At 70.1% G+C, this 22855-nt stretch carries 17 protein-coding genes; 13 read left to right on the top strand and 4 right to left on the bottom strand.

What is annotated here, in order from left to right; translation table 11 throughout:
- Positions 1–90: 90 nt before the first annotated feature.
- Positions 91–1053 carry an asparaginase domain-containing protein gene (locus Q7S93_RS15870; RefSeq protein WP_304714937.1) on the top strand — a complete coding sequence of 321 codons (963 nt, stop codon included), beginning with the start codon at positions 91–93 and terminating at the stop codon, positions 1051–1053.
- Here the strand turns inward: Q7S93_RS15870 and Q7S93_RS15865 are convergent.
- Positions 1050–2045, bottom strand: coding sequence for a 2Fe-2S iron-sulfur cluster binding domain-containing protein (locus Q7S93_RS15865; protein WP_304714936.1), 996 nt, complete (start codon positions 2043–2045; stop codon positions 1050–1052). The two genes, Q7S93_RS15870 and Q7S93_RS15865, sit on opposite strands and share 4 nt — an antisense overlap.
- A gap of 101 nt (positions 2046–2146) precedes the next feature.
- Between Q7S93_RS15865 and Q7S93_RS15860 the strand changes: the two genes are divergently transcribed.
- From Q7S93_RS15860 to Q7S93_RS15840, 5 genes are all read left to right on the top strand, one after another.
- Complete coding sequence (locus Q7S93_RS15860; RefSeq protein WP_304714933.1) at positions 2147–2932, top strand: 2-keto-4-pentenoate hydratase; 786 nt, start codon at positions 2147–2149, stop codon at positions 2930–2932.
- Between the two features lie 131 nt (positions 2933–3063).
- A complete protein-coding gene (locus Q7S93_RS15855; RefSeq protein ID WP_304714928.1) occupies positions 3064–4230 on the top strand; it encodes a Rieske 2Fe-2S domain-containing protein in 1167 nt (388 codons plus the stop codon).
- A complete protein-coding gene (locus Q7S93_RS15850; protein ID WP_304714927.1) occupies positions 4227–5078 on the top strand; it encodes an alpha/beta fold hydrolase in 852 nt (283 codons plus the stop codon). The genes Q7S93_RS15855 and Q7S93_RS15850 overlap by 4 nt, the downstream gene beginning before the upstream one ends.
- A 2-nt stretch (positions 5079–5080) precedes the next feature.
- Entirely contained in the window at positions 5081–5344 is a 264-nt protein-coding gene (locus Q7S93_RS15845; RefSeq protein WP_304714926.1) for a hypothetical protein, read from the top strand.
- 3 nt (positions 5345–5347) lie between these two features.
- Positions 5348–6157 carry a hypothetical protein gene (locus tag Q7S93_RS15840; protein ID WP_304714925.1) on the top strand — a complete coding sequence of 270 codons (810 nt, stop codon included), beginning with the start codon at positions 5348–5350 and terminating at the stop codon, positions 6155–6157.
- On the opposite strand, the gene Q7S93_RS15835 is transcribed toward Q7S93_RS15840, so the two are convergent.
- Both Q7S93_RS15835 and Q7S93_RS15830 read right to left on the bottom strand, forming a co-directional pair.
- Positions 6154–7788, bottom strand: a complete 1635-nt coding sequence (locus tag Q7S93_RS15835) for an N-acyl-D-amino-acid deacylase family protein (protein WP_304714924.1) — start codon at positions 7786–7788, stop codon at positions 6154–6156. The genes Q7S93_RS15840 and Q7S93_RS15835 overlap by 4 nt on opposite strands.
- 102 nt (positions 7789–7890) lie before the next feature.
- Entirely contained in the window at positions 7891–9498 is a 1608-nt protein-coding gene (locus Q7S93_RS15830; RefSeq protein WP_304714923.1) for an N-acyl-D-amino-acid deacylase family protein, read from the bottom strand.
- Between the two features lie 708 nt (positions 9499–10206).
- Between Q7S93_RS15830 and Q7S93_RS15825 the strand changes: the two genes are divergently transcribed.
- The 7 genes from Q7S93_RS15825 to Q7S93_RS15795 all read left to right on the top strand — a co-directional run bounded on the left by Q7S93_RS15825 (position 10207) and on the right by Q7S93_RS15795 (position 21518).
- Entirely contained in the window at positions 10207–12945 is a 2739-nt protein-coding gene (locus tag Q7S93_RS15825) for a TonB-dependent receptor domain-containing protein (protein ID WP_304714922.1), read from the top strand.
- A 129-nt stretch (positions 12946–13074) separates the two neighbouring features.
- On the top strand, positions 13075–14700 hold the full coding sequence (locus Q7S93_RS15820) for an N-acyl-D-amino-acid deacylase family protein (RefSeq protein WP_304714921.1): 1626 nt from the start codon (positions 13075–13077) through the stop codon (positions 14698–14700).
- A gap of 68 nt (positions 14701–14768) precedes the next feature.
- Positions 14769–15758, top strand: coding sequence for an AAA family ATPase (locus tag Q7S93_RS15815; RefSeq protein WP_304714920.1), 990 nt, complete (start codon positions 14769–14771; stop codon positions 15756–15758).
- Positions 15759–15767: 9 nt separating this feature from the next.
- Complete coding sequence (locus tag Q7S93_RS15810) at positions 15768–16676, top strand: DUF58 domain-containing protein (RefSeq protein WP_304714919.1); 909 nt, start codon at positions 15768–15770, stop codon at positions 16674–16676.
- Positions 16673–17713, top strand: coding sequence for a VWA domain-containing protein (locus Q7S93_RS15805; protein WP_304714918.1), 1041 nt, complete (start codon positions 16673–16675; stop codon positions 17711–17713). The genes Q7S93_RS15810 and Q7S93_RS15805 overlap by 4 nt, the downstream gene beginning before the upstream one ends.
- Positions 17710–19431: a VWA domain-containing protein gene (locus Q7S93_RS15800; protein WP_304714917.1), complete on the top strand. Its 1722-nt coding sequence runs from the start codon at positions 17710–17712 to the stop codon at positions 19429–19431. The genes Q7S93_RS15805 and Q7S93_RS15800 overlap by 4 nt, the downstream gene beginning before the upstream one ends.
- The gene (locus tag Q7S93_RS15795) at positions 19425–21518 is read left to right on the top strand and encodes a BatD family protein (protein WP_304714915.1); all 2094 of its coding nucleotides are present in this window, start codon (positions 19425–19427) and stop codon (positions 21516–21518) included. The genes Q7S93_RS15800 and Q7S93_RS15795 overlap by 7 nt, the downstream gene beginning before the upstream one ends.
- 21 nt (positions 21519–21539) lie before the next feature.
- Here Q7S93_RS15795 and Q7S93_RS15790 read toward each other — a convergent pair whose 3' ends face one another.
- Positions 21540–22850, bottom strand: coding sequence for a dicarboxylate/amino acid:cation symporter (locus tag Q7S93_RS15790; RefSeq protein WP_304714914.1), 1311 nt, complete (start codon positions 22848–22850; stop codon positions 21540–21542).
- Positions 22851–22855: the final 5 nt, after the last annotated feature.

Raw genomic sequence — 22855 nt, 5'->3', positions numbered from 1 at the left:
GCGTTTGACGGACAATTGTCTGATTGTCATACAATGCAAGGGCCGGACGCGCCGGCTCCGTGAAAATTTGCAACTGATCGGAGATTGGGCATGAGCCACGTCCTGGTGCTCGACGCCGGCGGGACCATCAGTTCCCGGGCCGATGCGCGCGGGGTGCTGGGCGGCGGCCAGGGCCTGGCCCTGGAGGCTCCCGATAGGGAGGTGCGCCTCAGCCTGGTTCAGGTGCATTCGGGTCTGAGCGACGAACTGAGCCTGGCGGACGCTGCGGCCATCGTCCACGCCGCCCAGGCGGCCGCGGCTGACGGCGCCGACGACCTGACCGGCATCGTGGTCGCCCACGGCACCGACACCATGGAGGAGACCGCCTTCCTCGCCGACCTGGTCTGGACCTCGCCCCTGCCCCTGGTCTTCACCGGCGCCCAGCGGGCCCCGGCCCATCCGGAATCCGACGGCGCCCGAAACCTGGCCGACGCCGTCGCCCTGGCCGCCAGTCCGGCCGCCCGCGACCGCGGCGTGCTGCTGGCCTTCGGCGGCCGGGTCATGCCGGCCCGCCACGCGGTCAAGGCGCATACCTCCGAGCTGGCGGGATTCGCAGACCGCCAGGGCGAGGCGGGGAGCTCCGGCGACATCCTGGCCCGGCTCCGGCGCCTTCAGGATCGGCCCGCCGCCCTGCCCGAGCTGCGCCTGGATCCATCGGTGGAGATCCTGGCCGCCAGCCTGGGCTCCGGCGGCGGGCTGATCGATGCGGCCGCGGCGCAAGGGGCGCGGGGGCTTGTGCTGCAGGCCCTGGGCCGCGGCAACGCCAGCCCCGCCGTGGTCGCCGCGGTCGGCCGGGCCTGCGCGGCCGACCTCGTGGTGCTGGTGGCCTCCCGCTGCCCCTTCGGCCAGGTGGCGCCGGACTATGCGTCGGGCGCCCGGCTGGCCGAGGCCGGGGCCATCTTCAGCGACGACCTGGGCGCGAGCCAGGCCCGCATCCTGCTATCGGCCCTGCTGGGCCTGGAGGCCTCAGGCGAGGCGGCCGCGGCCCGCATCCGCGCCTGGCTGGCCCTCTAGGCGCTGGGCAGATAGCGCTCGGCGCGGATCGCCGACAGGGGCGCGCCCAGCACCGCCAGGGTGGTCCGCGCCGCCTCGACCATGGCCGGCGGGCCGCAGAGATAATAGGCGCTGCCGGCCGCCACATCGTCGGCCTTCAGCAGCGAGACCGCCGTCCCCGGGCTCGCATCGGGTCCGGGTTCGCCGATGAACACCGCAAACCGCGTCTGGGCCCGCCCGTGGGCGGCGGCCAGGGCCTGCAGTTCGGCCACATGAAACAGGTCGAGCGCGCTGGTGACCCCGAAACAGACCACCACCTCCCCCGCGCCGGGCGCCATGTCGCGCAGCATGGAGAGGGCCGGCGCCAGGCCCGTCCCGCCGACCACGAAGACGTGGCGGTTGGCCCGGGGGTCGCCGGCGAAGGCGCCTAACGGCCCCTGGATCTTGACCGCGTCGCCGGGGCCTGCGGCCGTCGCCACCCATTCCGAGGCCAGGCCGCCGGGCACATGGCGGATCAGGAATTCCAGCTGGCTGTCATCGGCCGGGGCGCTGGCGATGGAGTAGATCCGCGCGCCGCTCTTGCCGGGGGGCCGCAGGCGCACATACTGGCCGCTCTGAAAGCTGAACCCCTCCGGCCGCTCCAGGGACAGGCGATAGACACTCTGCGACAGGCGCTCCACCTCCTTCACCCGGGTCGAATGGCGCGCAGGCGCCGAGGGCTGCGGCTCCAGGGCGTAGGGCAGGTCAAAGGCCGCATCGCCGTTCAGGCGTGTCTGGCAGGTGGGTCGCAGGCCGCTGGCCGCCTCGGCCGCCGAGATCGGCGAAGGTCCGGCGGCGTCGAACTCCGCCTCGCCCGAGGTCAGCTGGGCGATGCAGGCGCCGCATTCGCCAGAGGCGCAGTCATAGCGGATCGGGGCGTCGATCTGCATCGCCGCCTCCAGCACCGTCTGGCCCGGGGCGACGGGGACCGAGGTGACGCGACCATCGGAAAAGGTGAAATGCGCGGCGTACATCGGCCCTCGCCATTTGACTGAAGTTTGTATGACGATATGACATTACAGCGTGAACACAAGAGGCGGTCTTCCTGGCCGCGCGAGCCCCGATGGAGGATCTCATGAGCCCGGCCAGCCCAACCGAACAGCTCGCCCGCCAGCTGCTGGACGCCTATGAGGGCCCCCGCCTGGCGCCGATCCGCGAGGCGTTTGCGCCCGGCGACGTGGCCGCCGCCTATGAGGTGCAACTGGCCCAGGTCCGCCACTGGACTGGCCAGGGCCGCCGGGTGGTGGGGCGCAAGATCGGCCTGACCTCCAAGGCCGTCCAGGCGCAGCTCGGAGTGTCGGAGCCCGACTTCGGCCATCTGTTTTCCGACATGGTGTTCGGCGACAACGAGGAGCTGCCCTTCGCCCGCCTGCAGCAGCCTAAGGTCGAGGCCGAGGTGGCCCTGATCCTGTCCCGGGACCTGGACCTGCCCGACTGCACGGTGGCCGATCTCTATGAGGCCGTGGCCTGGGTGGTTCCGGCCGTCGAGATCGTCTCCAGCCGCATCGCCGACTGGAAGATCAACATCCTCGACACCGTCGCCGACAATGCTTCGTCGGGCCTGGTCGCCCTGGGCGGACCGGTGCGGCGCCTGGACGGCCTGGACCTGATCGGCTGCGCCATGACCATGAGCGTCAACGGGGTGCAGGCCTCGCAAGGCACGGGCGCCGATTGCCTGGGCAGTCCCCTGAACGCGGCGGCCTGGCTGGCGCGCCGCTCGGCCGCCCTCGGCCATCCCCTGCGCAAGGGTGAGTTGCTGCTGACCGGGGCGCTCGGCCCCATGGCCAATGTCTCGCCTGGCGACAGGGTGGTGGCCGAGATCGGTGGCCTCGGCGCCGTCAGCCTGAATTTCAGCCTCTAGAGCGCCTCAAAAACAGGCGCCGCCCCTCCCTGCGGCAGCAGGGTCACGCCCCGCGCTTGCCTCGACGATTTCCGTCATATTGTCATACAAACAAGATCGCCAAAGTCGGCGCGCGTCAGAGTAGGAATCCCATGAGCGAGGATCATTTCGTCAATCCAGAGGTCGCCAACGCGGTCGGCGACTGGAAGGGCTATGTGGAGGCCAAGCTCGGCTTCCGGAATCACTGGTACCCGGTGCGCTTCTCCAAGGAGATCGCCGAGGGCGAGGCGATCACGGTCAAGCTGCTGGGCGAGGCCCTGATCCTCAAGCGTATCGACGGCAAGGTCTATTCGATCCGCGACCGCTGTCTGCACCGGGGCGTGCCCCTGTCGAAGAAGCTGGACTGCTACACCCGGGACACCATCACCTGCTGGTACCACGGCTATACCTACCGGGTTCAGACTGGCGAGCTGGTCAACATCCTGGCCGTGCCCGACAGCCGCCTGATCGGCCGGCGCAAGATCACCACCTTCCCGGTGGAAGAAGCCAAGGGCGTGGTCTTCGTCTTCATCGGCGACACCGAGGACGGCCCGCCCCCGCCCCTGGCGCACGACGTGCCGCCGGGCTTCCTGGACGACGACGTCATGATCCTGGGCAAGCACCGGGTGGTGAACTCCAACTGGCGCCTGGGGGCCGAGAACGGCTTCGACGCCCTGCACATCTTCATCCACAAGGACACCACGCTTCGCCACTACCGGGTGTTCAACTTCCCCATCGGCCACACCCCCCTGCCCGGCGCGGTGGAGACGGTGGAGGCGCCCGACGGCCCCAAGGGGGTGATCGACGACTTCGCCCTGCACAAGCCGGCCTGGGAGGGCGAGGTGGACGGCGAGGTGGTGGTCCGCGGCGTCCGCTCGGGCGAAGTCAGCGGCACGTCTGCGGCCATGAAGACCTCCTGCTGGCTGCCCGGCGTGCTGAAGGTCGACTCCTTCCCGGCGCCGGGCCTCACCCAGTTCGAGTGGTACGTGCCGATCGACGCCGACTCCCACATCTACTTCCAGACCATCGGCCACGAGGCCAAGACCGACGAAGCCCGGGTCAAGTTCGCCAACGACTTCGAGACCATCTGGAAGCCCCACGGCCTGGACGGCTTCAACGCCGACGACATCTGGGCCCGCGAGGTGACCCAGCCCTTCTATCAGGACGACTATGGCTGGCTGGATGAGATGCTGTGCGAGCCGGACGTGACGATCCTGGAATGGCGCCGGCTGGCCAGCCGCTGCAACCGCGGCATCCAGACCCCGGAGCACCTGCGATGAGCGCCGAGATGAAGCTGGACGGAACCGGCGTCACCAGCCGGTTCATCGAGGTGGGCGGCGTGCGCACCCACTATCTGGAGGCCGGCGAAGGCCCGCCCCTGGTCCTGGTCCACGGGGGCGGGGCCGGCGCCGACGCCTATGGCAACTGGATCGAGTGCCTGCCGATCTTCGCCCGCACCCACCGGGTGATCGCCCCGGACATGATCGGTTTTGGCCATACCGACAAACCCTCGCCCGAGACCTATCTCTACGACCAGCCGGGCCGGAACGCTCACCTGGCCGCCTTCCTCGAGGCCATGGACCTGGGCCCCGTCGTCCTGGTGGGCAACTCCATGGGCGGCGCCTCATCGATCGGCGTAGCCCTGGATCATCCGGACATGGTCGAGCGCCTCGTCCTGATGGGCAGCGCCGGCTTGCCGATCCCGGAAAAGCCCTCGCCGGACCTGATGAAGAACCTGCAGTACGACTTCACGGTCGAGGGCATGCGCCGGGTGGTCTCGGGCCTCACCGGCCCGGACTATGTCCCGCCGGAGGCGATGATCCAGTACCGCTATGAGATCGTCGATGGCCCTGAGGCTCGCGCGGCGCTGGCGGCGATCAACGCCCAGACCAGGACCGGCACGCTCAACTATCCCGAAGAGCGCCTGGCCACCCTCAAGCACCCGATCCTGGTGGTGAACGGCAAGGAGGACGGGGTCTCCATCCTGCCCCGGGCCTATCGGTTCCTGGAGCTGTTCGAGAACTCCTGGGGCTATATCGTCCCCCATTGCGGCCACTGGGCGATGATCGAGCAGCGGGACGACTTCTGCCGCGCCGTGCTCGACTTCGTTCAGCCCCGGACGCTCTAGCCATGGCCGCGCCCGAGGGCGTTCACGCCATGATTCACCACCTGATCGCCACGCCGGCCGACCGGGGGCTGATCCGGAGTGATCCAGCCCAGCTGTTCGACCGCTTCGGCGTGCCGGATGAGGCCCGCGAGGTCCTGAACCAGGGCGGGCGCGACGATCTGCACGGCCTGGGCATCCATCCGAACCTGATCATCAAGTGGCTGATCTGGTCGGGTCGGGCGACCATCACGCCGTTCCCCATCAGCTATTATTTCGACCGGAGATAGCCCATGGGCGAGATCGTCGGAGCCTTCGCCACCTCCCATGTGCTGGGCGCGCCGGACGGCGTGGAGGACCAGGCCGAGCGGGTCTTTCAAGGGATGCGCGAGATCGGCCGCCGGCTGCACGCGACGCGGCCTGATGTCCTGGTGGTCATCACCGCCGACCACCTGAACAACTTCCATGCCGACCAGCCGGCCCCCTTCGCTGTGGCCCTGGACGATGTCCTGGTCCCCTATGGCGACATGGGCCTGCCCACCGACCCTGTCCCCGGCGCGGCCGCCTTCGCGCAAGGCCTGGCCGACTTCCTCGACGACCAGGGCCAGGCGGTGCAGACCCTCTCAGGCGTGCGGCCCGACCACGGCGTGATGATCCCCCACGGGGTCGTCGACCCGAACCGGACCCTGCCCACGGCGCTACTCTATGTGAATGCCGCCATCGCCCCGGCGCCGGAGCCCGAGGCCTGCTGGCGCCTGGGCGGTTTGCTGAAGACCTATGTGGAGACCGTGCGTCCGGCGGGCGAGCGGGTCGCCCTGCTGGCCGGCGGCGGCCTCTCCCACTGGCTGGGGGTGCCGCAGGAAGGCCAGGTCAACGCGCAATGGGACCTCGCCTTCATGGCCGCCATGACCGAGGGACGTGGCGCCGAGCTCGCCCGCCTGACCAACGCCGAGATCCTGGAGGCGGCCGGCAATGGCGGGCTGGAGGTCAGCGCCTGGATCGCCTTGGCCGGCGCCACCCCCGGCGCCCGCGGCGAGCGCCTGTACTATGAGCCTATGCCCAGCTGGGCCTCGGGCATGGGCGGCCTGGCGCTAACCCTCTAGGCGGCCGGGCACCCTGGCGTCGTCGGGTCGGGCCGGACGGCGGCGGGGCGCGCAGGCCCCAGCAGCGGCCGGCCGGGCATGGTGCCGGTCAGCGCCCCTGAGCGGATCACCGGCACGCCATTGATGACCACATGGCGCACGCCCACCGCGTACTGGTGGGGGTCTTCGAAGGTCGCCCTGTCGGCGATGGTGTCGGCGTCAAAGACGGTGATGTCGGCGAAGGCGCCCTCAACCAGCCGGCCCCGCTCGGTCTGGCCGACCTGGTCGGCGGCCAGGGAGGTCATACGGCGCACGGCGTCCTCCAGGGTGATGACCTTCTGCTCGCGCACATAGCGGGCGAGCACCCGGGGGAAGGCGCCATAGGTGCGCGGGTGCGGGAAGCCGTCGCCGAAGCCCACCGGGTCGCCGTCGGTCTCGATCATGGCCAGTGGGTGCTGCAGGATGCGCACCACATCGGCCTCGTCCATCACGTGATAGATGGCCGTAAACCCGCCCTTGAGCTGCAGCTCGATCAGCAGCTGGATCGCGTCCTCCGGCGTGCCGGCCAGCCCACGGTCACGGGCGAGGTCGGCCAGGGTCCTGCCGTCATAGGACGGATCGGCCGCCAGGCTGCGGAACTGCAGGCGCTCAAGGTCCGCCCCGCCCCGCTGGACCATCAGGATCCGCATCATCTCGACCTCCACCCTGGGCCGGACCTCGGGATCCTCCATTCGGGCCTTGAAGCCATCGGGGCCGCCGGCCAGGGCCCAGCCGGGGAACATCACCGCCGAGGACGAGCTGGAGGCCGAATAGGGGTAGAGGTCATGGGTGATGTCGAGGCCCCGGGCGCGGGCCTCGTCGATCATGGCCAAGGTCTTGACGCTCCAGCCCCACTGGGTGGAGCCCATGGCCTTGTGGTGGTTGATCTGGCCCGGCAGCCCGGCCTGTTCGGCGACGTCGATCACCTCGGCCACGGAGTCCAGCACGCCGGCCCCCTCGTCGCGCATGTGCGAGACATAGATCCCGCCCCAGCAGGCGGCGACCTTGGCCATGGCGATCACCTCTTCGGGCCGGGCGTAGTTGGCCGGCACATAGACCAGGCCGGTGGACATCCCCAGCGCGCCGTCAGCCATGGTGTCGGCGATGATCTTCTGCATCTGCGCCAGCTCGGTCGGGTTCGGCGCCCGGTTGGCCATGCCCAGCACCTGGGTGCGGGCGAAGCTGTGGCCGGCGAAGAAGCCGACATTGGGGGCGACCTTCAGGGCTTCCACATAGGGCTTCAGCGGATAGGGCTGCGGGCCGCTGTGCAGGCTGGCGATGATGCTGGTTATGCCCTGGCGCACGAAGTTTTCGGCCAGGGGATATTGGTCGATGTTGTCGGCGATGTGGGCGTGGTTGTCGATGAAGCCCGGCGCCACGATCAGGCCGCGGGCGTCGAGCACGGCGTCGCCGTCCTCCGCCTTGAGCCCGTCCCGGGCGATCCGCACGATCCGGTCGCCGTCAATGGCCAGGTCGGCGCGATAGGCAGGCTTGCCCGTGCCATCCACCACCTGGCCCCCCAGGATCACCAGGTCGAAGGCGGCGGCCTGGGCCGCGCCCGCCCCCATCAGGGCGGTGGCGAGCAGAAGGGATTTCAGGGTCGCGCGGCGCATGATCTTGGTCCTGGACTGGAGGAGGCCTCGAAAGACGTTCGGGCCGGAGCCGCCTGTGGGGATGACGGCTCCGGCCCTGGCCTGCGCGGCTAGACTTTGAATTTAGCGCCCGCGCAGGATGACGCGGCCGGCGCGTTCTGAGGTGACTTCGCCCGCCGCCAAGGCCGCCTTGCCGTTGACGAACACGTACTCCATGCCCTGGGAATAGGCGTGCGGCTTGGGATAGGTGGCCACGTCGCGCACCGTCTCGGGATCGAAGACCAGCACGTCGGCATAGGCGCCGGGCTTGATCACCCCGCGGTCTGGGATGGAGAACACCTGCGCCGGCAGGCCGCTGGACGAATGGATCGCCTGGGCCATGCTGATCACCTGGCGCTCGATCACATAGCGCCGCAGCTTGCGCGGATAGGCGCCATAGGCCCGCGGATGCTCGGCGCCCTCGCCGAAGGTCACCAGGGCGCCGTCCGACGAGGTCATCATCCAGGGCTGCTTCATCAGCAGCTCGAGGTCGTCTTCGTTCATGTTGAACGAGACGATGCCGGCCCCGCCCTTGATCAGCAGGTCGATGGCGGTGTCCAGCGGGTCCTTGAGGTCACGCCTTGCGATCTCGTCCAGGCGCATCCCCTCTAGGGACGGATCGGCGCTGTAGCTTGAGATCATGATGGCGTTGGCGCCGGCGCGGCGGGCCAGGTTCTCGACCATGCCCTCGCGGATCAGGGCGCGCTGCTCGGGGTTCTGCAGTCGCTTGGACAGGGCCTCCTGGCCGCCCTCCTGGGCCCAGCCGGGGATCAGGGCCGCCGACAGGCCGGTGCTGGAGGCCGCATAGGGATATTGGTCGGCCCAGATGGACAGGCCCTCGGCCCGGGCGGCCTCGATCATCTTGATCGCATCGTCGGACTGGCCCCAGACCGTGGGGCCGAGCATCTTCATGTGGCTGACCACCCCGGTGATCCCGGTCTGGCGGGAGACCTCGATCAGCTCGGCCACCGAGGCCAGCACGCCGATGTCATAGCTGGACTCGTCGCGGATATGGCTGGTGTGGAAGGCGTTCGGGAACTCCGCGGCCACCTTGGCCAGGGCGACGATCTCGGCGGTGTCGGAGTACTTGCCCGGCACATAGAAGGGGCCGCTGGACATGCCCAGCGCGCCAAAGGTCATGGCCTGCCGCACCAGGCCCTGCATCTCCGCCAGCTCTGCGGCCGTCGGCTTGCGGTTCTCCAGGCCCATGACGGCGCGGCGCACGCCGTTATGGCCGATCATCGGGATGACGTTGACGCCCGGGCGGTTGGTCTCGATGGCCGCCACCTGCGGGCGCAGGTCGGCCGGGCCGCCGCCGTCGGGATTGATCATCGCCGTCGTGATCCCCTGGGTGAGGACCGAGATGGCCGGCGCCAGTTCCGGCGTCTCGATGCCCGGGGCGGCGTGGGAATGGGTGTCGATGAAGCCGGGCGAGACATACTTGCCCGTGGCGTCGACCACGGTGGCGGCGGTCGCGGCCGCCGGGATCTCGCCCACCTCGACGATGCGGTCGCCCTTGATCGCCACGTCGGCGGCACGGCCCTCGGCGCCCGTGCCGTCGAACAGCAGGCCGCCGCGGATCAGCACGTCGTAGTCCTGGGCCAGGGCGTGGCCCGAGACCCCCGACATCAGACCGAGCGCGAGGCCCGCGGCCAGGACCCGGCGGCGGAGGAAGTCGGGGGGCGTCTTCATGTCAGATCCTTGTTCAAACCAGGGCCGCTCGGACCGGCGCAGGCCGGATGGGCGACGTCCGCCTCCCGATCAAATCTCGGTTCACGGGCTAAATATTGACAGGAAGACTGCTCGAATCTTCGCGCGGACGCCCCGGCGCCGAAGACGTCTTGCTCCGGCCCCTGGGAAGGGTGTCAGTCCTGCGACATTAGTGTCAATCAAGACGCCCCTTCCGAATATTGCGCGATCAATAGCCTGACGTCATGGCTTGGCGCCGAACAGCCGCAGATCTGGGGCGGCGCCCCGAAACCGTCGTCCTCTCGCCCGGAATCGGGCGCTGTACGCTCCGTGGGCGGCGCGGTCTCGTCCTTTCCCGGCGTCGGACACCTGTGTAGCCATCCCGCGCAAAGGCAGGCCGGCCAAGGCCTCCCTCAGTCTCGGCGCCGGCCAGCCCGGCCACACCTATGTCTGAGGGTTATAGGCCCTGCAATATTCCGAAGGGGAGCCGGCGTTGACACTCCGGTGGGTGGCCGACAACCTCGTTATGAATACGGGCGCAGATCATCGCAGTTCCGGCGAATTATAATAAAGCCGGGCGCCAAATGAACATTCTGCTTATCGTCAATTCCGAGGGGGTTAGTCATGTCAAGAAATCTTCAGATGCACAACGTGCGGGCTCGGGGGCTTCGATCTGCCCGCAAATTGGGCCTGACCCACGGCGCTTCGGCCATGGCCCTGTTGCTGGGCGTCTCCGCGGCCGGCGCAGCCAGCGCGCAGACCGCCGCGCCGGTTGGCGTGGCCAGCGTGGAAGAGGTGGTGGTCACCGGCACCCGGGTCGTCCGTGACGGCTATCAGGCGCCCACGCCCCTGACCGTGATCAGCGAGACCGAAATCCTCGCCGCCGCCCCCTCCAATGTCGCTGACTTCGTCAACGACATCCCGTCCATCGTCGGCAGCGCCACGCCGCAGACCTCCAACGCCTCGATCAGCGCCGGCACCTCGGGCGTCAACGCCCTGAACCTGCGCGGCCTGGGCGCCACCCGCACCCTGGTCCTGCTGAACGGTCAGCGCTCGGTGGGCTCGACGATCACCGGGGCGGTGGACGTCAACACCTTCCCGCAAGGCCTGATCAGCGGCGTCCAGATCGTCACCGGCGGCGCGTCGGCGGCCTATGGCTCCGACGCCGTCAGCGGCGTGGTCAACTTCATCCTCAACACCGACTATCAGGGCTTCAAGGGCTCGGTCGAGGCGGGCCAGACCACCTATGGCGACGATGACGAATACCGGGTCAACCTGACCTACGGCACGTCCTTCGCCGGCGGCCGCGGCCATCTGCTGCTGAACGGCGAGATCGTTGATCGCGAAGGCATCTATGGGGTGCCGCGGGACTGGAACAACGACGGCTGGTACATCATCACCAACCCGAACTACGCCCCGGGCAACGGCCAGCCCGAGCGCTTCGTCACCAGCGGGGCGGGCCTGTCCAACGCCACCCCGGGCGGCATCATCACCAACACCCCCCTGCGCGGCACAACCTTCGGCGTCGGCGGCGTGGTGGGCCAGCAAGCCTACGGCCTGACCCGCGATCCCTGGATGATCGGCGGCGACTGGGAGTCGGTTCAGGTCAACGACAAGCAGTCCCTCAACGCCGACGACCGACGCAAGGGCGTCTTCGGCCGGGTCAGCTACGACCTCACCGACAATGTCGAAATCTTCGGCCAGTTCTCGTACAATGAGCACGCCTCCCTCGGCTGGACCGGCGTGCAGTTCAACCAGGGCAATGTCACCATCCGGTCGGACAACGCCTTCCTGCCGGCCGACATCCGCCAGCAGCTGGCGGCCCTGAACATCGCGAGCTTCAGCCTCGGGACCACCAACGCCGACCTGCCGATCCGCAAGACCGACAATGAGCGCAGCGTCACCCGCTATGTGGTCGGGGCCCAGGGCGACTTCGACGCCTTTGACCGCGCCTGGCGCTGGGACGCCTACTATCAGCGGGGCGAGACCGAGACCCTTGAGATCGCCAAGGACATCACCAACAACGCCCGCCTGGCCCTGGCCCAGGATGCGGTCTTCGCGCCGAACGGCGACATCGTCTGCCGCTCGACCCTGACCAATCCGACCAATGGCTGCGTGCCCTTCAACCGCATGGGTATCGGCGTCAATTCCCAGGCCGCCCTGGACTACATCCTGGGCGATCCGCAGCGGAAGCAGTTCTTCACCCAGCAGGTGGCCGCAGCGAACATCTCCGGCGACCCCTTCTCCACCTGGGCCGGCCCGGTCTCCATGGCGGCCGGTATCGAGCACCGCAAGGAAGAGGTGTCCGGCGAGGTCCCGACCGAGTTCCAGTCGGGCTGGTTCGTGGGCAATTATCGCCCGACCTTCGGCTCCTACACGGTGACCGAGGCCTATCTGGAAGCGGTCGTTCCCCTGGCCGACGGCTTTGACGTGAACGCCGCGGTTCGCGGCACCGACTACAGCACCTCGGGCTATGTCACGACCTGGAAGGTGGGCGCGGTCTATTCGCCGATCCCCGACGTCCGCTTCCGCGTCACCCGCTCGCGGGACATCCGGGCGCCGAACCTGAACGAGCTATTCGCCGCCGGCACCAGCCGCACCAACACGCTGCTGGACCCGTTCAACAACAATCAGTCCACCCAGTTCCTGGAGCTGACCACCGGCAACCTCAACCTCGACCCCGAACTGGCCGACACCTGGGGCGTCGGCGTGGTGCTGCAGCCCACCTTCCTGCCGGGCTTTGCGGCGGCCATCGACTATTTCGATATCCAGATCGAAGGCGCCATTGGCTCGGTGCTGGCCAGCACCATCGTCGATCGCTGCTTCCAGGGTAATCAGGAATACTGCGCGGCCATCGTCCGCTCGGGCAACCAGATCAGCCAGGTTTCGGTGAGCCCCTTCAACTTCGCGGTTCAGAAGTCGCGCGGCCTCGACCTGGAGGCCTCCTACCGGTTCAACCTCGGCGACGGGGCCGTGGCCCTGCGGGCCGTGGGCACCTACTACCTGGAGAACTACGAGGACAACGGCATCGACGTTCCGACCGACAACGCCGGTTCGATCGCCCTGCCGGAGTTCATCTATCGGGCGACGGCCACCTACACCGCTGATCCCTGGACCATCCAGGTCACGGGCCGCGGGGTCAGTGACAGCAAGCTCGACAACGCCTTTGTCGAGTGTGTCACCGGCTGCCCCGCCTCGACCATCGCCAACCGCACGATCAACGACAACCATGTGGATGGCGCCTTCTATGTCGACCTGGCCATGACCTACGACCTCAAGGTCCTGCAGAAGACCGAAGCCTTCGTCAGCATCTCCAACCTGTTCAACCGCGACCCGGAGATCGTGCCCCAGGGCCCGGCGGGCACCGCCTACGGCAACCCGTCCACCAGCCAGGGGGTCTATGACATCCTCGGCCGCGTGTTCCGGGTGGGCGTACGCTTCGAATACTAGCCAAGTCCAAGGGAGCCCCGGGCGAGAGCCCGGGGCTCTTTTCGTAACGGCCAGGCCGGCCCCGCATTTTGATCGGAAGGCCTGGAGAGGAACCGACGCCTCAAAACGTAACAGTTCGTGGAGACCACCATGACCCCCGCCCCTCACGTCACGACCCCGCCGAGTTTCCTTCGCCGCCGCGTCCTGGCGGCGGGCCTCGCGCTCAGCCTGATGTCGGGGGTCTCGGCCACGGCCCTGGCCCAGGAATACGACGTCCTGATCCGCGGCGGCATGGTCTATGACGGCACCGGCGCCGAGGGCCGCGCCGCCGATGTGGCGATCAAGGGCGACCGCATCGTCGAGGTCGGCGCCATCCCGGCCACCGCGACCGCCGCCACCACTGTCGACGCCACGGGCAAGATCGTCTCGCCGGGCTTCATCGACCCTCATTCCCACGCCGCGCCGGAGATCGGAACGCCCGAGCTCTCGGCCGCCGTGCCGATCCTCTATCAGGGGATCACCACCGTGATGATCAATCCCGACGGCGGCGGGCCTGGCGATCTCCGCCCCCAGATCGAGGCCATCGAAACCCATGTGCCGGGCGTGAACGTCGTGCCGATGATCGGCCACAACGGCGTGCGCAAGGACGTGATGGGCCTGGAGAACCGCAAGCCGACCGCCGCCGAGCTGGCCCAGATGGAAGCCCTGGTCAAACAGGCCATGGACCTGGGCGCCTTCGGCTTCTCCAGCGGCCCCTTCTATATTCCCGGCAAGTATTCCGACACGTCCGAACTGGTGGCCCTCGCCCGGGTCGCCCAGACCTATCCCGACGCCTTCCACATCAGCCACATCCGCGACGAGTCCAGCTATGACGTCGGCGTGCTGGGCGCGATCGAGGAGTTGATCGAGGTGTCCCGACAGACCGGGATCATCGGCGTGGTCACCCACATGAAGATGCTCGGCCCCAGCGTCTGGGGCCAGTCCGAGCAGGCGGTGGAAATGATCAACGCCGCCCGCGCCGAGGGCCTGTCCATCTGGGCTGATCAGTATCCCTATGCCGCCTCCGGCTCCTCGCTGCAGGCCTCCCTGGTGCCGGGCTGGGCGCAGGAGGGCGGGCCGGACGCGACGGTCAAGCGCCTGCAGAACCCCGAGCAGCGCGCCCTGATCCGTCAGGAGATGGTGGCCAATCTGGAGCGCCGGGCCGGCGCCAACGCCATTATGATCCGCAACTACGCGCCTGATCCCTCGCTCAACGGCATGCGCCTGGATGAGATCGCCCGCCGCAACCTGCAGGATCCCCTCGACACCGCCATCGACATGCTGGTCGAGGGCGGCGCCAGCATTGTCTCCTTCAACATGAACGAGCGCGATGTGGAGCGGCTGATGCGGCAGCCCTGGACCATGACCTCGTCCGACGGCGCCCTGGGCCCCTTCGGGGTCGGCGGCGAGCATCCGCGGGCCTATGGCGCCTTCCCGCGCAAGTTCCACCGCTATGTGCAAGAGCGCGAGGTGATCAGCATGGCCCAGGCCATCCACGCCTCCAGCGGCCTGTCAGCCGAGGTGTTCTCGATCAAGGATCGCGGCGTCCTGCGGCCAGGCGCCTATGCCGACGTGCTGGTGTTCGATCCCGAGACCATCCGCGATGTGGCCACCTACCAGCAGCCCCACGCCTATTCCGAGGGGATGGCGTACATCTTCGTCAACGGGAAGCCCGCCGTCATGGCCGGCGAGGTGACCGACGAGCGCCACGGCCGGGTTCTGCGGCGCGGCCAGTAGCCCTATCAAGACCTGGCGCGCCCGGCATGGGGCGCGCCAGCCGTACCTGTAACGCGTGGATGGTCCCGATGAGTCACCCGCAGCCCGCCTCGTCCGCCACCCTGCCGGGGCCTGCCTGGGCCGCCCGCCTGTCGGCCGAGATCGGCAAGGCGGTGCTGGGCCAGGCGCAGGTCGTCGAACGGCTGCAGATCGCCCTGCTGGTGGGCGGGCACGTCCTGCTGGAAGGCATGCCGGGCCTGGCCAAGACCCTGCTGGTCAAGTCCCTGGGCCAGGCCATGGGTCTGGATTTCGAACGCATCCAGTTCACGCCCGACCTGTTGCCCAGCGATGTGGTGGGCACGCTGGTCTATTCCCCCCACGACGGCAGCTTCACGCCGCACCTGGGGCCGGTCTTCGCCAATATCGTCCTGGCCGACGAGATCAACCGCTCGCCGGCCAAGGTGCAGAGCGCCCTGCTGGAGGCCATGCAGGAGCGGCAGGTGACCATCGGCGGAACCCGCCATCCCCTGCCCGACCCCTTCCTGGTCCTGGCGACCCAGAACCCGGTGGAGCACGAGGGCACCTATCCCCTGCCCGAGGCCCAGACCGACCGCTTCCTGTTCAAGGTCCTGCTCGACTATCCCTCCGATACGGACGAGCTCGAGATGCTGCGCCGCTGGGGCTCGGCCACAAGGTCGCCCTCGGTGGAGGCCACCTCCAACGGCCCGGAACTGCTGGCCCTGCGCCAGGGCGTCGATGAGGTGTTCGTGGCGCCGCAGATCGAGGCCTATCTGCTGGCCCTGGTCCGCAGGACCCGGGACATGGCTGCGCCCGGGACGCCAGGGCTTCGTCAGCTGGCCTTCGGCGCCTCGCCGCGGGCGACGCTGGCCCTCTATCAGTCCAGCCGGGCCCTGGCCTTCATCCGCGGCCTCGCCCAGGTGACTCCGGCCCTGGTGCAGGAGGTGGCGCATGACGTGCTTCGGCACCGGATCGGCCTGACCTATGAGGCCGAGGCCGCCGGCCTGAGCGCCGAGACGGTGGTCGCCCAGGTTCTCGCCGACGTTCCCGTCCCCGGCTGACGCGAGCCCATGACGGCCCGTCCGCCCGAGATCGACCCCCGCGCCCAGACCGCGCTGCGGCGGCTGGAATGGCAGCTGCGCCGGCGTTCGGTGCAGACCCTGCTGGCCGGCGGCTATCGCTCGGTGTTCCGGGGCCGGGGCATGGAGTTCGACCAGGTGGTCCGCTACGAGTTCGGCGACGACATCCGCGACGTCGACTGGAACGTCACCGCCCGGCTCGGCGACCTCTATCGCAAGGTGTTCGTCGAGGAGCGGGAGTTGACCGTCTACGCCGTGGTCAGCGACGACCCGGCCCTGCAGTTCGGCTCCGGCGGCGCCAGCAAGCGCGAGGTGTTGCTCCAACTCGCGGCGCTGACCCTGATGCTGGCGGTGGTCAACCGCGAGCGGGCCGGCCTGCTGCATGTCACCCCGGACGGCGCCGCCGCCTTCAGTCCCACAAGGCGCCGCGCCCGCATCCTTTCGGCCCTGGCCGCCCTGTTCGCCGCCCCGCCGCCGGACCCCGCGCCCGCCACGCCCTTCACCCCCTGGCCGCTGATCTCGCAGCAGGCGCCGCAGGGCGCCCTGGTGGTCTGGTTCGGCGAGGTTCCGGCCAGTCTCCCCCCGCCGGAATGGGCCGCCCTTCGCCGCCGCCATCCGGTGATCGGGGTGCGGGTGGAGGACGCCTGGGAACGGGACGGCCCCGCAGCCCAGGGCGTGACCGCCTATGATCCCGCCGCCGGCCAGCTGGTCTGGATGAACGCCACCCCGGCCAGCCGCGCCGCGCATGCCGCCTGGCGGATCGAGCGCGAGGCCCGATGGGCGGCCTGGTGGCCAAATCCCGGCGACCGGCTGGTGGTGCGCGCCGACGAAGATCCCCTGGCCGCCCTGGTGGGTTTCCTGCGCGCCCGCAGCGCCGGCGCCCTGCGCGCGGCCTCATGAGCCAGTTCCAGCTCGCCGCCCCGGCCTTCCTCCTGCTGCTCGCCCTGATCCCGGCGCTGGTCGCCTGGCGGCTGTGGCGCGGCCGCGCGCCGGTGTGGCTTGTGCCCTATGCCGCAGCCTGGAACCCCCGCAGCCGCACGCCCGCCGCCCCCTGGCGCATGGTCGCCCTCTGCGTGGGCCTGGCCCTGGTGGCGCTCGCCCTGGCGCGCCCCCAGCGCACCGACCAGCGGCAGGAGGTGGTCTCCCGGGGCTATGACCTGATGCTGGCCATCGACCTCTCCACCTCGATGCTGGCCGAGGACTATGTGGGCCCCGACGGGCCAATCAACCGGCTGGAGGCTGTCCGCCCGGCGATCCAGGCCTTTGTCACCCAGAGGCCCAATGACCGGATCGGCGTGGTGGTGTTCGCCGCCCGGGCCTACACGCTGGCGCCGCTGACCACCGACCACGCCTGGCTGGAGGACCAGCTCGCCTCCATCCAGATCGGCCTGCTGGACGACGGCACCGCCATCGGCGACGGCCTGGCCATCGCCCTGGCCGGCCTGGAGAATGAGCGCGACGGCGATGAGGCCGCCGTGGGCAAGTTCGTCATCCTGCTCACCGACGGCGCCAACACCAGCGGCAGCCTGACCCCGCCCCAGGCCACCGCCATCGCCCGCCATCGCGGCGTCCCGGTCTACGCCATCGGGGCGGGGCGCAACGGCATGGTCCCCTTCCCCATCTTCGACGATCAGGGGCAGAGGGTGGGAACCCGCCAGTTCCCCTCGGCCCTGGACATCGAGGCCCTGCAGCGCATGGCCCAGGAGACCGACGGCCGCTTCGTCCAGGCGGGCGACGTGCAGGCCCTCAACGCAGCCTTCGCCGCCATCGACGCGGCCCAGAAGACCGCCTTCAGCACCCGCACCCGGGTCGTCACCACCGAACTCTTCCCCTGGCCCCTGGGCGCAGCCCTGGTCGCCCTGCTGCTGGCGGCCCCCATCTGGAACGGCCTGGGCGCGCGCCTGGGCGGCGGCCGTCGTCGCAAGGCGGCGGCATGAGCTTCCTCTGGCCCCAACTCCTTTGGCTGGCCGCCCTGGTCGCGATCCTGGCGGCCCTGGATGTCTGGCTGTCGCGCGGCGGCGACGGCAAGACCGCCTGGCCGCAGATCCGGCGGGGCGTGGCCGCAGGCGGCCGGGTGCGCTTCGCTGACCGCCGGCGCGGGCGCCCGCAGCTGGCCTGGCGCTTCTGGCTGGCGCTCCTGCTGCTGGTGCTGGCCCTGGCGCGACCCCAGTGGGGCCAGGCGCCGCCGGCCGAGGGCGACCAGGCGCCGGGCGAGGTGATCATCGCCCTGGACCTGTCGCGCAGCATGCTGGCGGCCGATGTCTCGCCGAGCCGCCTCGCCCGGGCGCGCAGCCTCGCCACCCGGCTGGCCGAGGATCTGCCCGACCGGCGTATCGGCCTGATCGGCTTTGCGGGCACGGCCCACCTGCTGGCGCCGGTCAGCGAGGACCGGGCGATCCTCTCGGCCTATCTGCCGCAGATGGCGCCAGAGCACATGCCGGTCCCGGGCAGCGACTTTTCCGCCCTGCTGGATCTGGCCCTGGCCAGCTTCAGCGACGCCGACCAGGGCCGGGTCCTGGTGATCCTGACCGACGGCGAGGCCGAGCCCGGCGCCTGGCGCGAGCGGCTGGCCGACCTGCACGCCCGGAATGTGCGGATCGTCGCCGTGGGCCTGGGGACCGAGGCCGGGGCGACGCCGCCGGGGCCGGACGGCCAGCCCCTGGCCTTGGCTACCGGATCGCCGGTGGTCTCCCGCCTGGCGCCCGCCACCCTGAGCGAGCTGGCCAGCGCGACGGGGGGCCAGGTGGTTCCCCTGGCCGAGGCCGCCGACCTGACCGAGCTTGTCCGCACCGCCAGCCTCACCCCGCCGGACGGAGCCGGCGCCATCGAAGGCCGCCCCACCGCCAAGGCCGACCAGTTCGCCTGGTTCACCCTGGCGGCGCTGGCCCTGCTGGTCTGGAGCGCGGCGGTGGAGATCCCCGCCCGGCCCAGGCTGCGGCAAAGGCGCGCCCAGGCCATGGCTCAGGCGGCCCTGGCCGGCCTGCTGGCGCTGGCCTTCCTGCCTTTGGACCGCTCCCTGGCCCAGTCGCCCCTGCTGACCGAGGCCGATCTGCAGGGCGAGGAGGATCCCCTCCAGCAGATGCGCGGCCTGGCCGAAGAGCTGGTGGCCAAGCGACGGCTGGGCGCGCCCGACTATCTGCGCATCGCCGAGGTGGCGACCCGCTATGGCGAGATCCACCGGGGCCATGGCCACGCCCTGGAGGACGGGGTCATGCGCGACGGCCTGGCGGCCGCCCGGCGCGGCCGGGCGCTCGAGCCCGACCTCGCCGACTGGGCGGCCATCGAGGCCAAGCTGGAGCGCCTGCTGGTCCCGCCGCCGCCGGTCCCCATGGACGATCCCGGTCCCGCCGATCCCGCCAACGAACCCATGGGCGCCCAGGGCCAGCAGCCGGTGGCCGGCGAAGACGCCCGCGACGGCGGCGGCGATGGCCCGCCCGAGGACCAGCAGGAGCCCACCGCCGGCGAGCAGGGCCTGCAGAATGTCGGCGGCTCGCAGGAGGACGTCTTCGATCCATCCGAATGGAGCAATCCGGCCCTGGTCCAGCCCCTCGACGAGCTGCGCCGCCTGCGCGCCGCCGACTCCCCGGCCGAGCTCTTCCAGCGGCTGCGCAGCGCCACAGCCGAGTCCCGGCCGCCGGGAGCCCAGACATGGTGAACCTTCGCCGCACGGCCACCGCCTTCGCCGCCGTGGTCGCCCTGTGGGGCGCGCCCGCCATGGGTCAGAGCGTCACCGGCGCTTTCGAGGCGCCTGACAAACCCCTGTGGGCCGGGGAGGTCTTCGACCTGACCCTGGCCTGGACCGTGGACTGGGCGACCTTCGGCAATCTGGAGGGCGAACTGGAATGGGCGTCCGAGCCCCTGGTCGCCGAACCCTGGGGGGAGCCCGCCCTGCGCAATCCGCCTGCGCCGGGCGCCGCCCGGGCCGTCATCGAATTCAAGACCCGCGCCATGGCCCTGCAACCCGGACTGACCCCTCTGTCGCCGGCCAGCCAGGTCATGCGGCTGCAGACGGGCGTGGTGGACATGGAAGAATACCAGCGGGCCATCACCGAGACGCGGACCATCGAGAGTGACACCGGCCTGTTCAACATCCGCCCCCTGCCGCCAGCGCCGGAAGGCTTCACCGGCGCGGTCGGCCAGTTCACCGTCACCTCCGAGGTCGAGGCCGAGGAGATCCGTGTGGGCGAGAGCCTGACCTGGCGGGTGACCCTGTCTGGAACCGGCAACTGGCCGGCCATCCGGGGACTCCCGCCCCGCCAGGTCTCCCGCGACTTCGAGGTGGTCGGCGCGCCGGAGCTGGACGAGGCCGAAGGCTCGGGCCTGTTCGAACGGACCCTGAGCGAGACCGTGGTGCTCGTACCCCAACGGGCGGGCCGCTATGTGTTGAGCGACTTCGAAATGGTGGTGTTCAATCCCCAAGCCGGACGCTTTGAGCGGGTCCGGGCCGACGCCATCACCCTGGACGTCCTGCCAGGCCCCAACGGCGACCTGGTCCCGCCCGACGCGGCGTCCCCCGATGCGGCGGAGGATGAGGCCCGGCTTCCCCCGATGCTGAAGGGCCAGGGTTCGGCGGTGGGGCCGCCGGCCGGCCGCTTGTGGTTCGCCGCCCTGCTGGCTCTCCCGCTCATGCTGGCCGCCCTGTGGGGCCTGCTGGCGCTGTGGCGCGCCCACCAGACCGATCCCGACCGGATCCCCCGGGCCGCCCATCGCCGGCTGGCCGCCACCCTGGCCCGACTGGCCCGGAGCGCAGAAACGGCCGAGCGTCGGCGTCTGGTGCGAGCCTGGCAGGCCGACGCCGCCCTGCGCTGGCGTCTCGGCCTGGCGGCGCCGGCGCCAGACGCCTTCCCAGATCCTGAATGGCGCGCCCTGTGGGCGCAGGCCGACCAGTTCCTCTACGCCCGCGCCGGCGTGCTGGCCGACGACTGGACGCCGCGCGCCCAGGCCGCCTTGGCTGACCTTGGCCCGCCGCCGCCCTTCAAGCCGGCCACGGCCCTGCGCCGCGGCAATCTGCTGCCCGCCGCCGCCATGGCGGGGCTCGCCCTGATGGTGATGAGCGGCCAGGCCCTGGCCCAGGACATGACCGCGCAGGCCCTGCGCCAGAGCGTGGCCGAGGCGCCCCTCGACTGGCGCGCCCGGCACAACCTGGCCATTGCGCTCGCCGCCCAGGACCAGTGGGAAGAGGCCGCCGGCCATGCGGCGATCGCCTGGCTGCACAACCCCGCCGATCCCCAGACCCGCCAGCTCTGGATGACCACCAGCGCCAAGGCCGGCTACAGCCTGGAGCCGCGCGCCAGCGTGCCGCGCCCCCGGGACTGGCGCGGCCGGGCCATCGCCATCGCCTCGCCGGCCGCCTGGCGCTGGCTGCTGATCGGGTTCGCCTGGGTCGCCGCGGCCGGGCTCGGCGCGGCGCTTTATGCCCGCTACCGGCCCAGACGCCATCTCGCCCAGGCGGGCCTCGCCCTGGCGGGGCTGGCCTTGGTCGGCGTCGTGATCTGCGCCACGGCCCTGAGCGGCTATGGCGTACTGGCCAGCGACAGGGCCGTGCTGGTCTGGGGCGCCGGTCCCTTGCGCCCCCTGCCGGTGGACACCCCGGCCGAGGAGGCCGAGATCCAGCTGGCGGGCGGCGCGGTCGGGCGGGTCGACAAGGCCTATCTGGGCTGGCGCCGCGTGCGGCTGGCAGATGGCCGGTCGGGTTGGACACGGGCGGAGCGGCTTCTGCCGGTCTGGGACAGCCCGAACTGACCGGCCTGAGCTGAGGCTGGCCTACTCGACCGGCTTGGCGCGATAGGCGACCTCGTCCAACTCACCCTCCCACTTGGCCACGGTGACGGCCACCACCAGGTCGCTGGTGGCGTTGGGCACGGTGCGGGTCATGTCGAGGATGCGGTCGAAGGGCAGGATGAAGCCCACCACCAGGGCGGTCTGCTCGGCGCTGAGGCCGATCACCTGCAGCACGGCGGCCAGCATGAACAGCGAGGCCGAGGGCACCGGCGCGGTGCCGACCGCGACGATCACGCAGACCAGACCCACCATGAAGTACTGAGCCACACTCATATCGACCCCAAAGGCCTGGGCCGAGAACACCGCCAGCAGCGCCACATAGAGGGCCGTGCCGTCCATGCTCAGCGTCGCCCCCAGCGGCAGGGTGGTGGAGGCCACCGTGTGGCTGACGCCCAGGTTCTTTTCGGCCACCCGCATGGCCACGGGCAGGACCGCGGCGCTCGACGAGGTGGAAAAGGCGACGATCACCGCATCGGCGATGTCGCGGAAAAAGGGGACCACCGGCAGGCGCGCGATCAGGCCGATAACGCCCCCGTGGACGATCAGGCTCTGGATGGCGCAGCCCAGCACCAGGGCGCAGGCCAGCAGGAAGACGTGGATGAAGGTCTCCGGGCCTGAGGTCCCCATCACCCAGGCCACCAGGGCGAAGACCCCAAACGGCGCCAGCTCCATGATCACCCGGACGAGGACCAGCATGATGTCCGAGCCGATCTGGAACAGCCGGACGGCCGGAGCGGCCGGCTCGCCGATGATCAGCACCCCCATGCCGATCAGGATGGCGAAGAAGATGATGGCCGGGATATCGCCATTGCTCAGGGCGGCGAACGGGTTGAGCGGCACGATGCTCATCAGATAGGCGCCGAGCGTCGGCGCTTCGCCCAGCACCTGGGGTGTCGTGCCGGCGAAATCCATGCCGGCCCCGGGCTGGAAGAGGACCCCGAGCGACAGGCCCACCGAGACCGCCACGACCGTGAGGGCCAGGTACATGAACAGCGTCTTGGCCCCGATGGACCCCAGCCGTTTCACATCGCCCATGCCGGCGATGCCCGAGACGATGGAGAAGAAGACCAGCGGGGTGACGATCATGCGGATCAGCCGCACGAAGAGGTCGCCGATCCACTTGATCCCCATGGCTTGCTCGCCGATGGCCAGTCCCAGGATCGTGCCCAGGACCAGACCCAGAAGGATCCGCTTCCACAGGGTGACCTCGAGCCAGTAGCGCCGGACGAAGCCGCCGACGCCCTTGCGGTCAGGCGTGGCGGGCGCCGCAGGCTCAGGGGCGAGGTCGCTCATCGGCA

The sequence above is a fragment of the Phenylobacterium sp. genome, assembly GCF_030646615.1.
Lineage (GTDB): Bacteria > Pseudomonadota > Alphaproteobacteria > Caulobacterales > Caulobacteraceae > Phenylobacterium.
This window is presented reverse-complemented; position numbering and strand designations above follow the sequence as displayed.

Excerpts from the sequence above, each read along its gene's own strand:
- Q7S93_RS15840 (WP_304714925.1), top strand. The coding sequence starts at position 5,348 with ATGGGCGAGATCGTCGGAGCCTTCGCCACCTCCCATGTGCTGGGCGCG.
- Q7S93_RS15805 (WP_304714918.1), top strand. The coding sequence starts at position 16,673 with ATGAGCCAGTTCCAGCTCGCCGCCCCGGCCTTCCTCCTGCTGCTCGCC.
- Q7S93_RS15845 (WP_304714926.1), top strand. The coding sequence starts at position 5,081 with ATGGCCGCGCCCGAGGGCGTTCACGCCATGATTCACCACCTGATCGCC.
- Q7S93_RS15820 (WP_304714921.1), top strand. The coding sequence starts at position 13,075 with ATGACCCCCGCCCCTCACGTCACGACCCCGCCGAGTTTCCTTCGCCGC.
- Q7S93_RS15855 (WP_304714928.1), top strand. The coding sequence starts at position 3,064 with ATGAGCGAGGATCATTTCGTCAATCCAGAGGTCGCCAACGCGGTCGGC.
- Q7S93_RS15800 (WP_304714917.1), top strand. The coding sequence starts at position 17,710 with ATGAGCTTCCTCTGGCCCCAACTCCTTTGGCTGGCCGCCCTGGTCGCG.
- Q7S93_RS15850 (WP_304714927.1), top strand. The coding sequence starts at position 4,227 with ATGAGCGCCGAGATGAAGCTGGACGGAACCGGCGTCACCAGCCGGTTC.
- Q7S93_RS15835 (WP_304714924.1), bottom strand. The coding sequence starts at position 7,788 with ATGCGCCGCGCGACCCTGAAATCCCTTCTGCTCGCCACCGCCCTGATG.
- Q7S93_RS15790 (WP_304714914.1), bottom strand. The coding sequence starts at position 22,850 with ATGAGCGACCTCGCCCCTGAGCCTGCGGCGCCCGCCACGCCTGACCGC.
- Q7S93_RS15795 (WP_304714915.1), top strand. The coding sequence starts at position 19,425 with ATGGTGAACCTTCGCCGCACGGCCACCGCCTTCGCCGCCGTGGTCGCC.
- Q7S93_RS15870 (WP_304714937.1), top strand. The coding sequence starts at position 91 with ATGAGCCACGTCCTGGTGCTCGACGCCGGCGGGACCATCAGTTCCCGG.
- Q7S93_RS15810 (WP_304714919.1), top strand. The coding sequence starts at position 15,768 with ATGACGGCCCGTCCGCCCGAGATCGACCCCCGCGCCCAGACCGCGCTG.
- Q7S93_RS15830 (WP_304714923.1), bottom strand. The coding sequence starts at position 9,498 with ATGAAGACGCCCCCCGACTTCCTCCGCCGCCGGGTCCTGGCCGCGGGC.
- Q7S93_RS15825 (WP_304714922.1), top strand. The coding sequence starts at position 10,207 with ATGGCCCTGTTGCTGGGCGTCTCCGCGGCCGGCGCAGCCAGCGCGCAG.
- Q7S93_RS15860 (WP_304714933.1), top strand. The coding sequence starts at position 2,147 with ATGAGCCCGGCCAGCCCAACCGAACAGCTCGCCCGCCAGCTGCTGGAC.
- Q7S93_RS15815 (WP_304714920.1), top strand. The coding sequence starts at position 14,769 with ATGAGTCACCCGCAGCCCGCCTCGTCCGCCACCCTGCCGGGGCCTGCC.
- Q7S93_RS15865 (WP_304714936.1), bottom strand. The coding sequence starts at position 2,045 with ATGTACGCCGCGCATTTCACCTTTTCCGATGGTCGCGTCACCTCGGTC.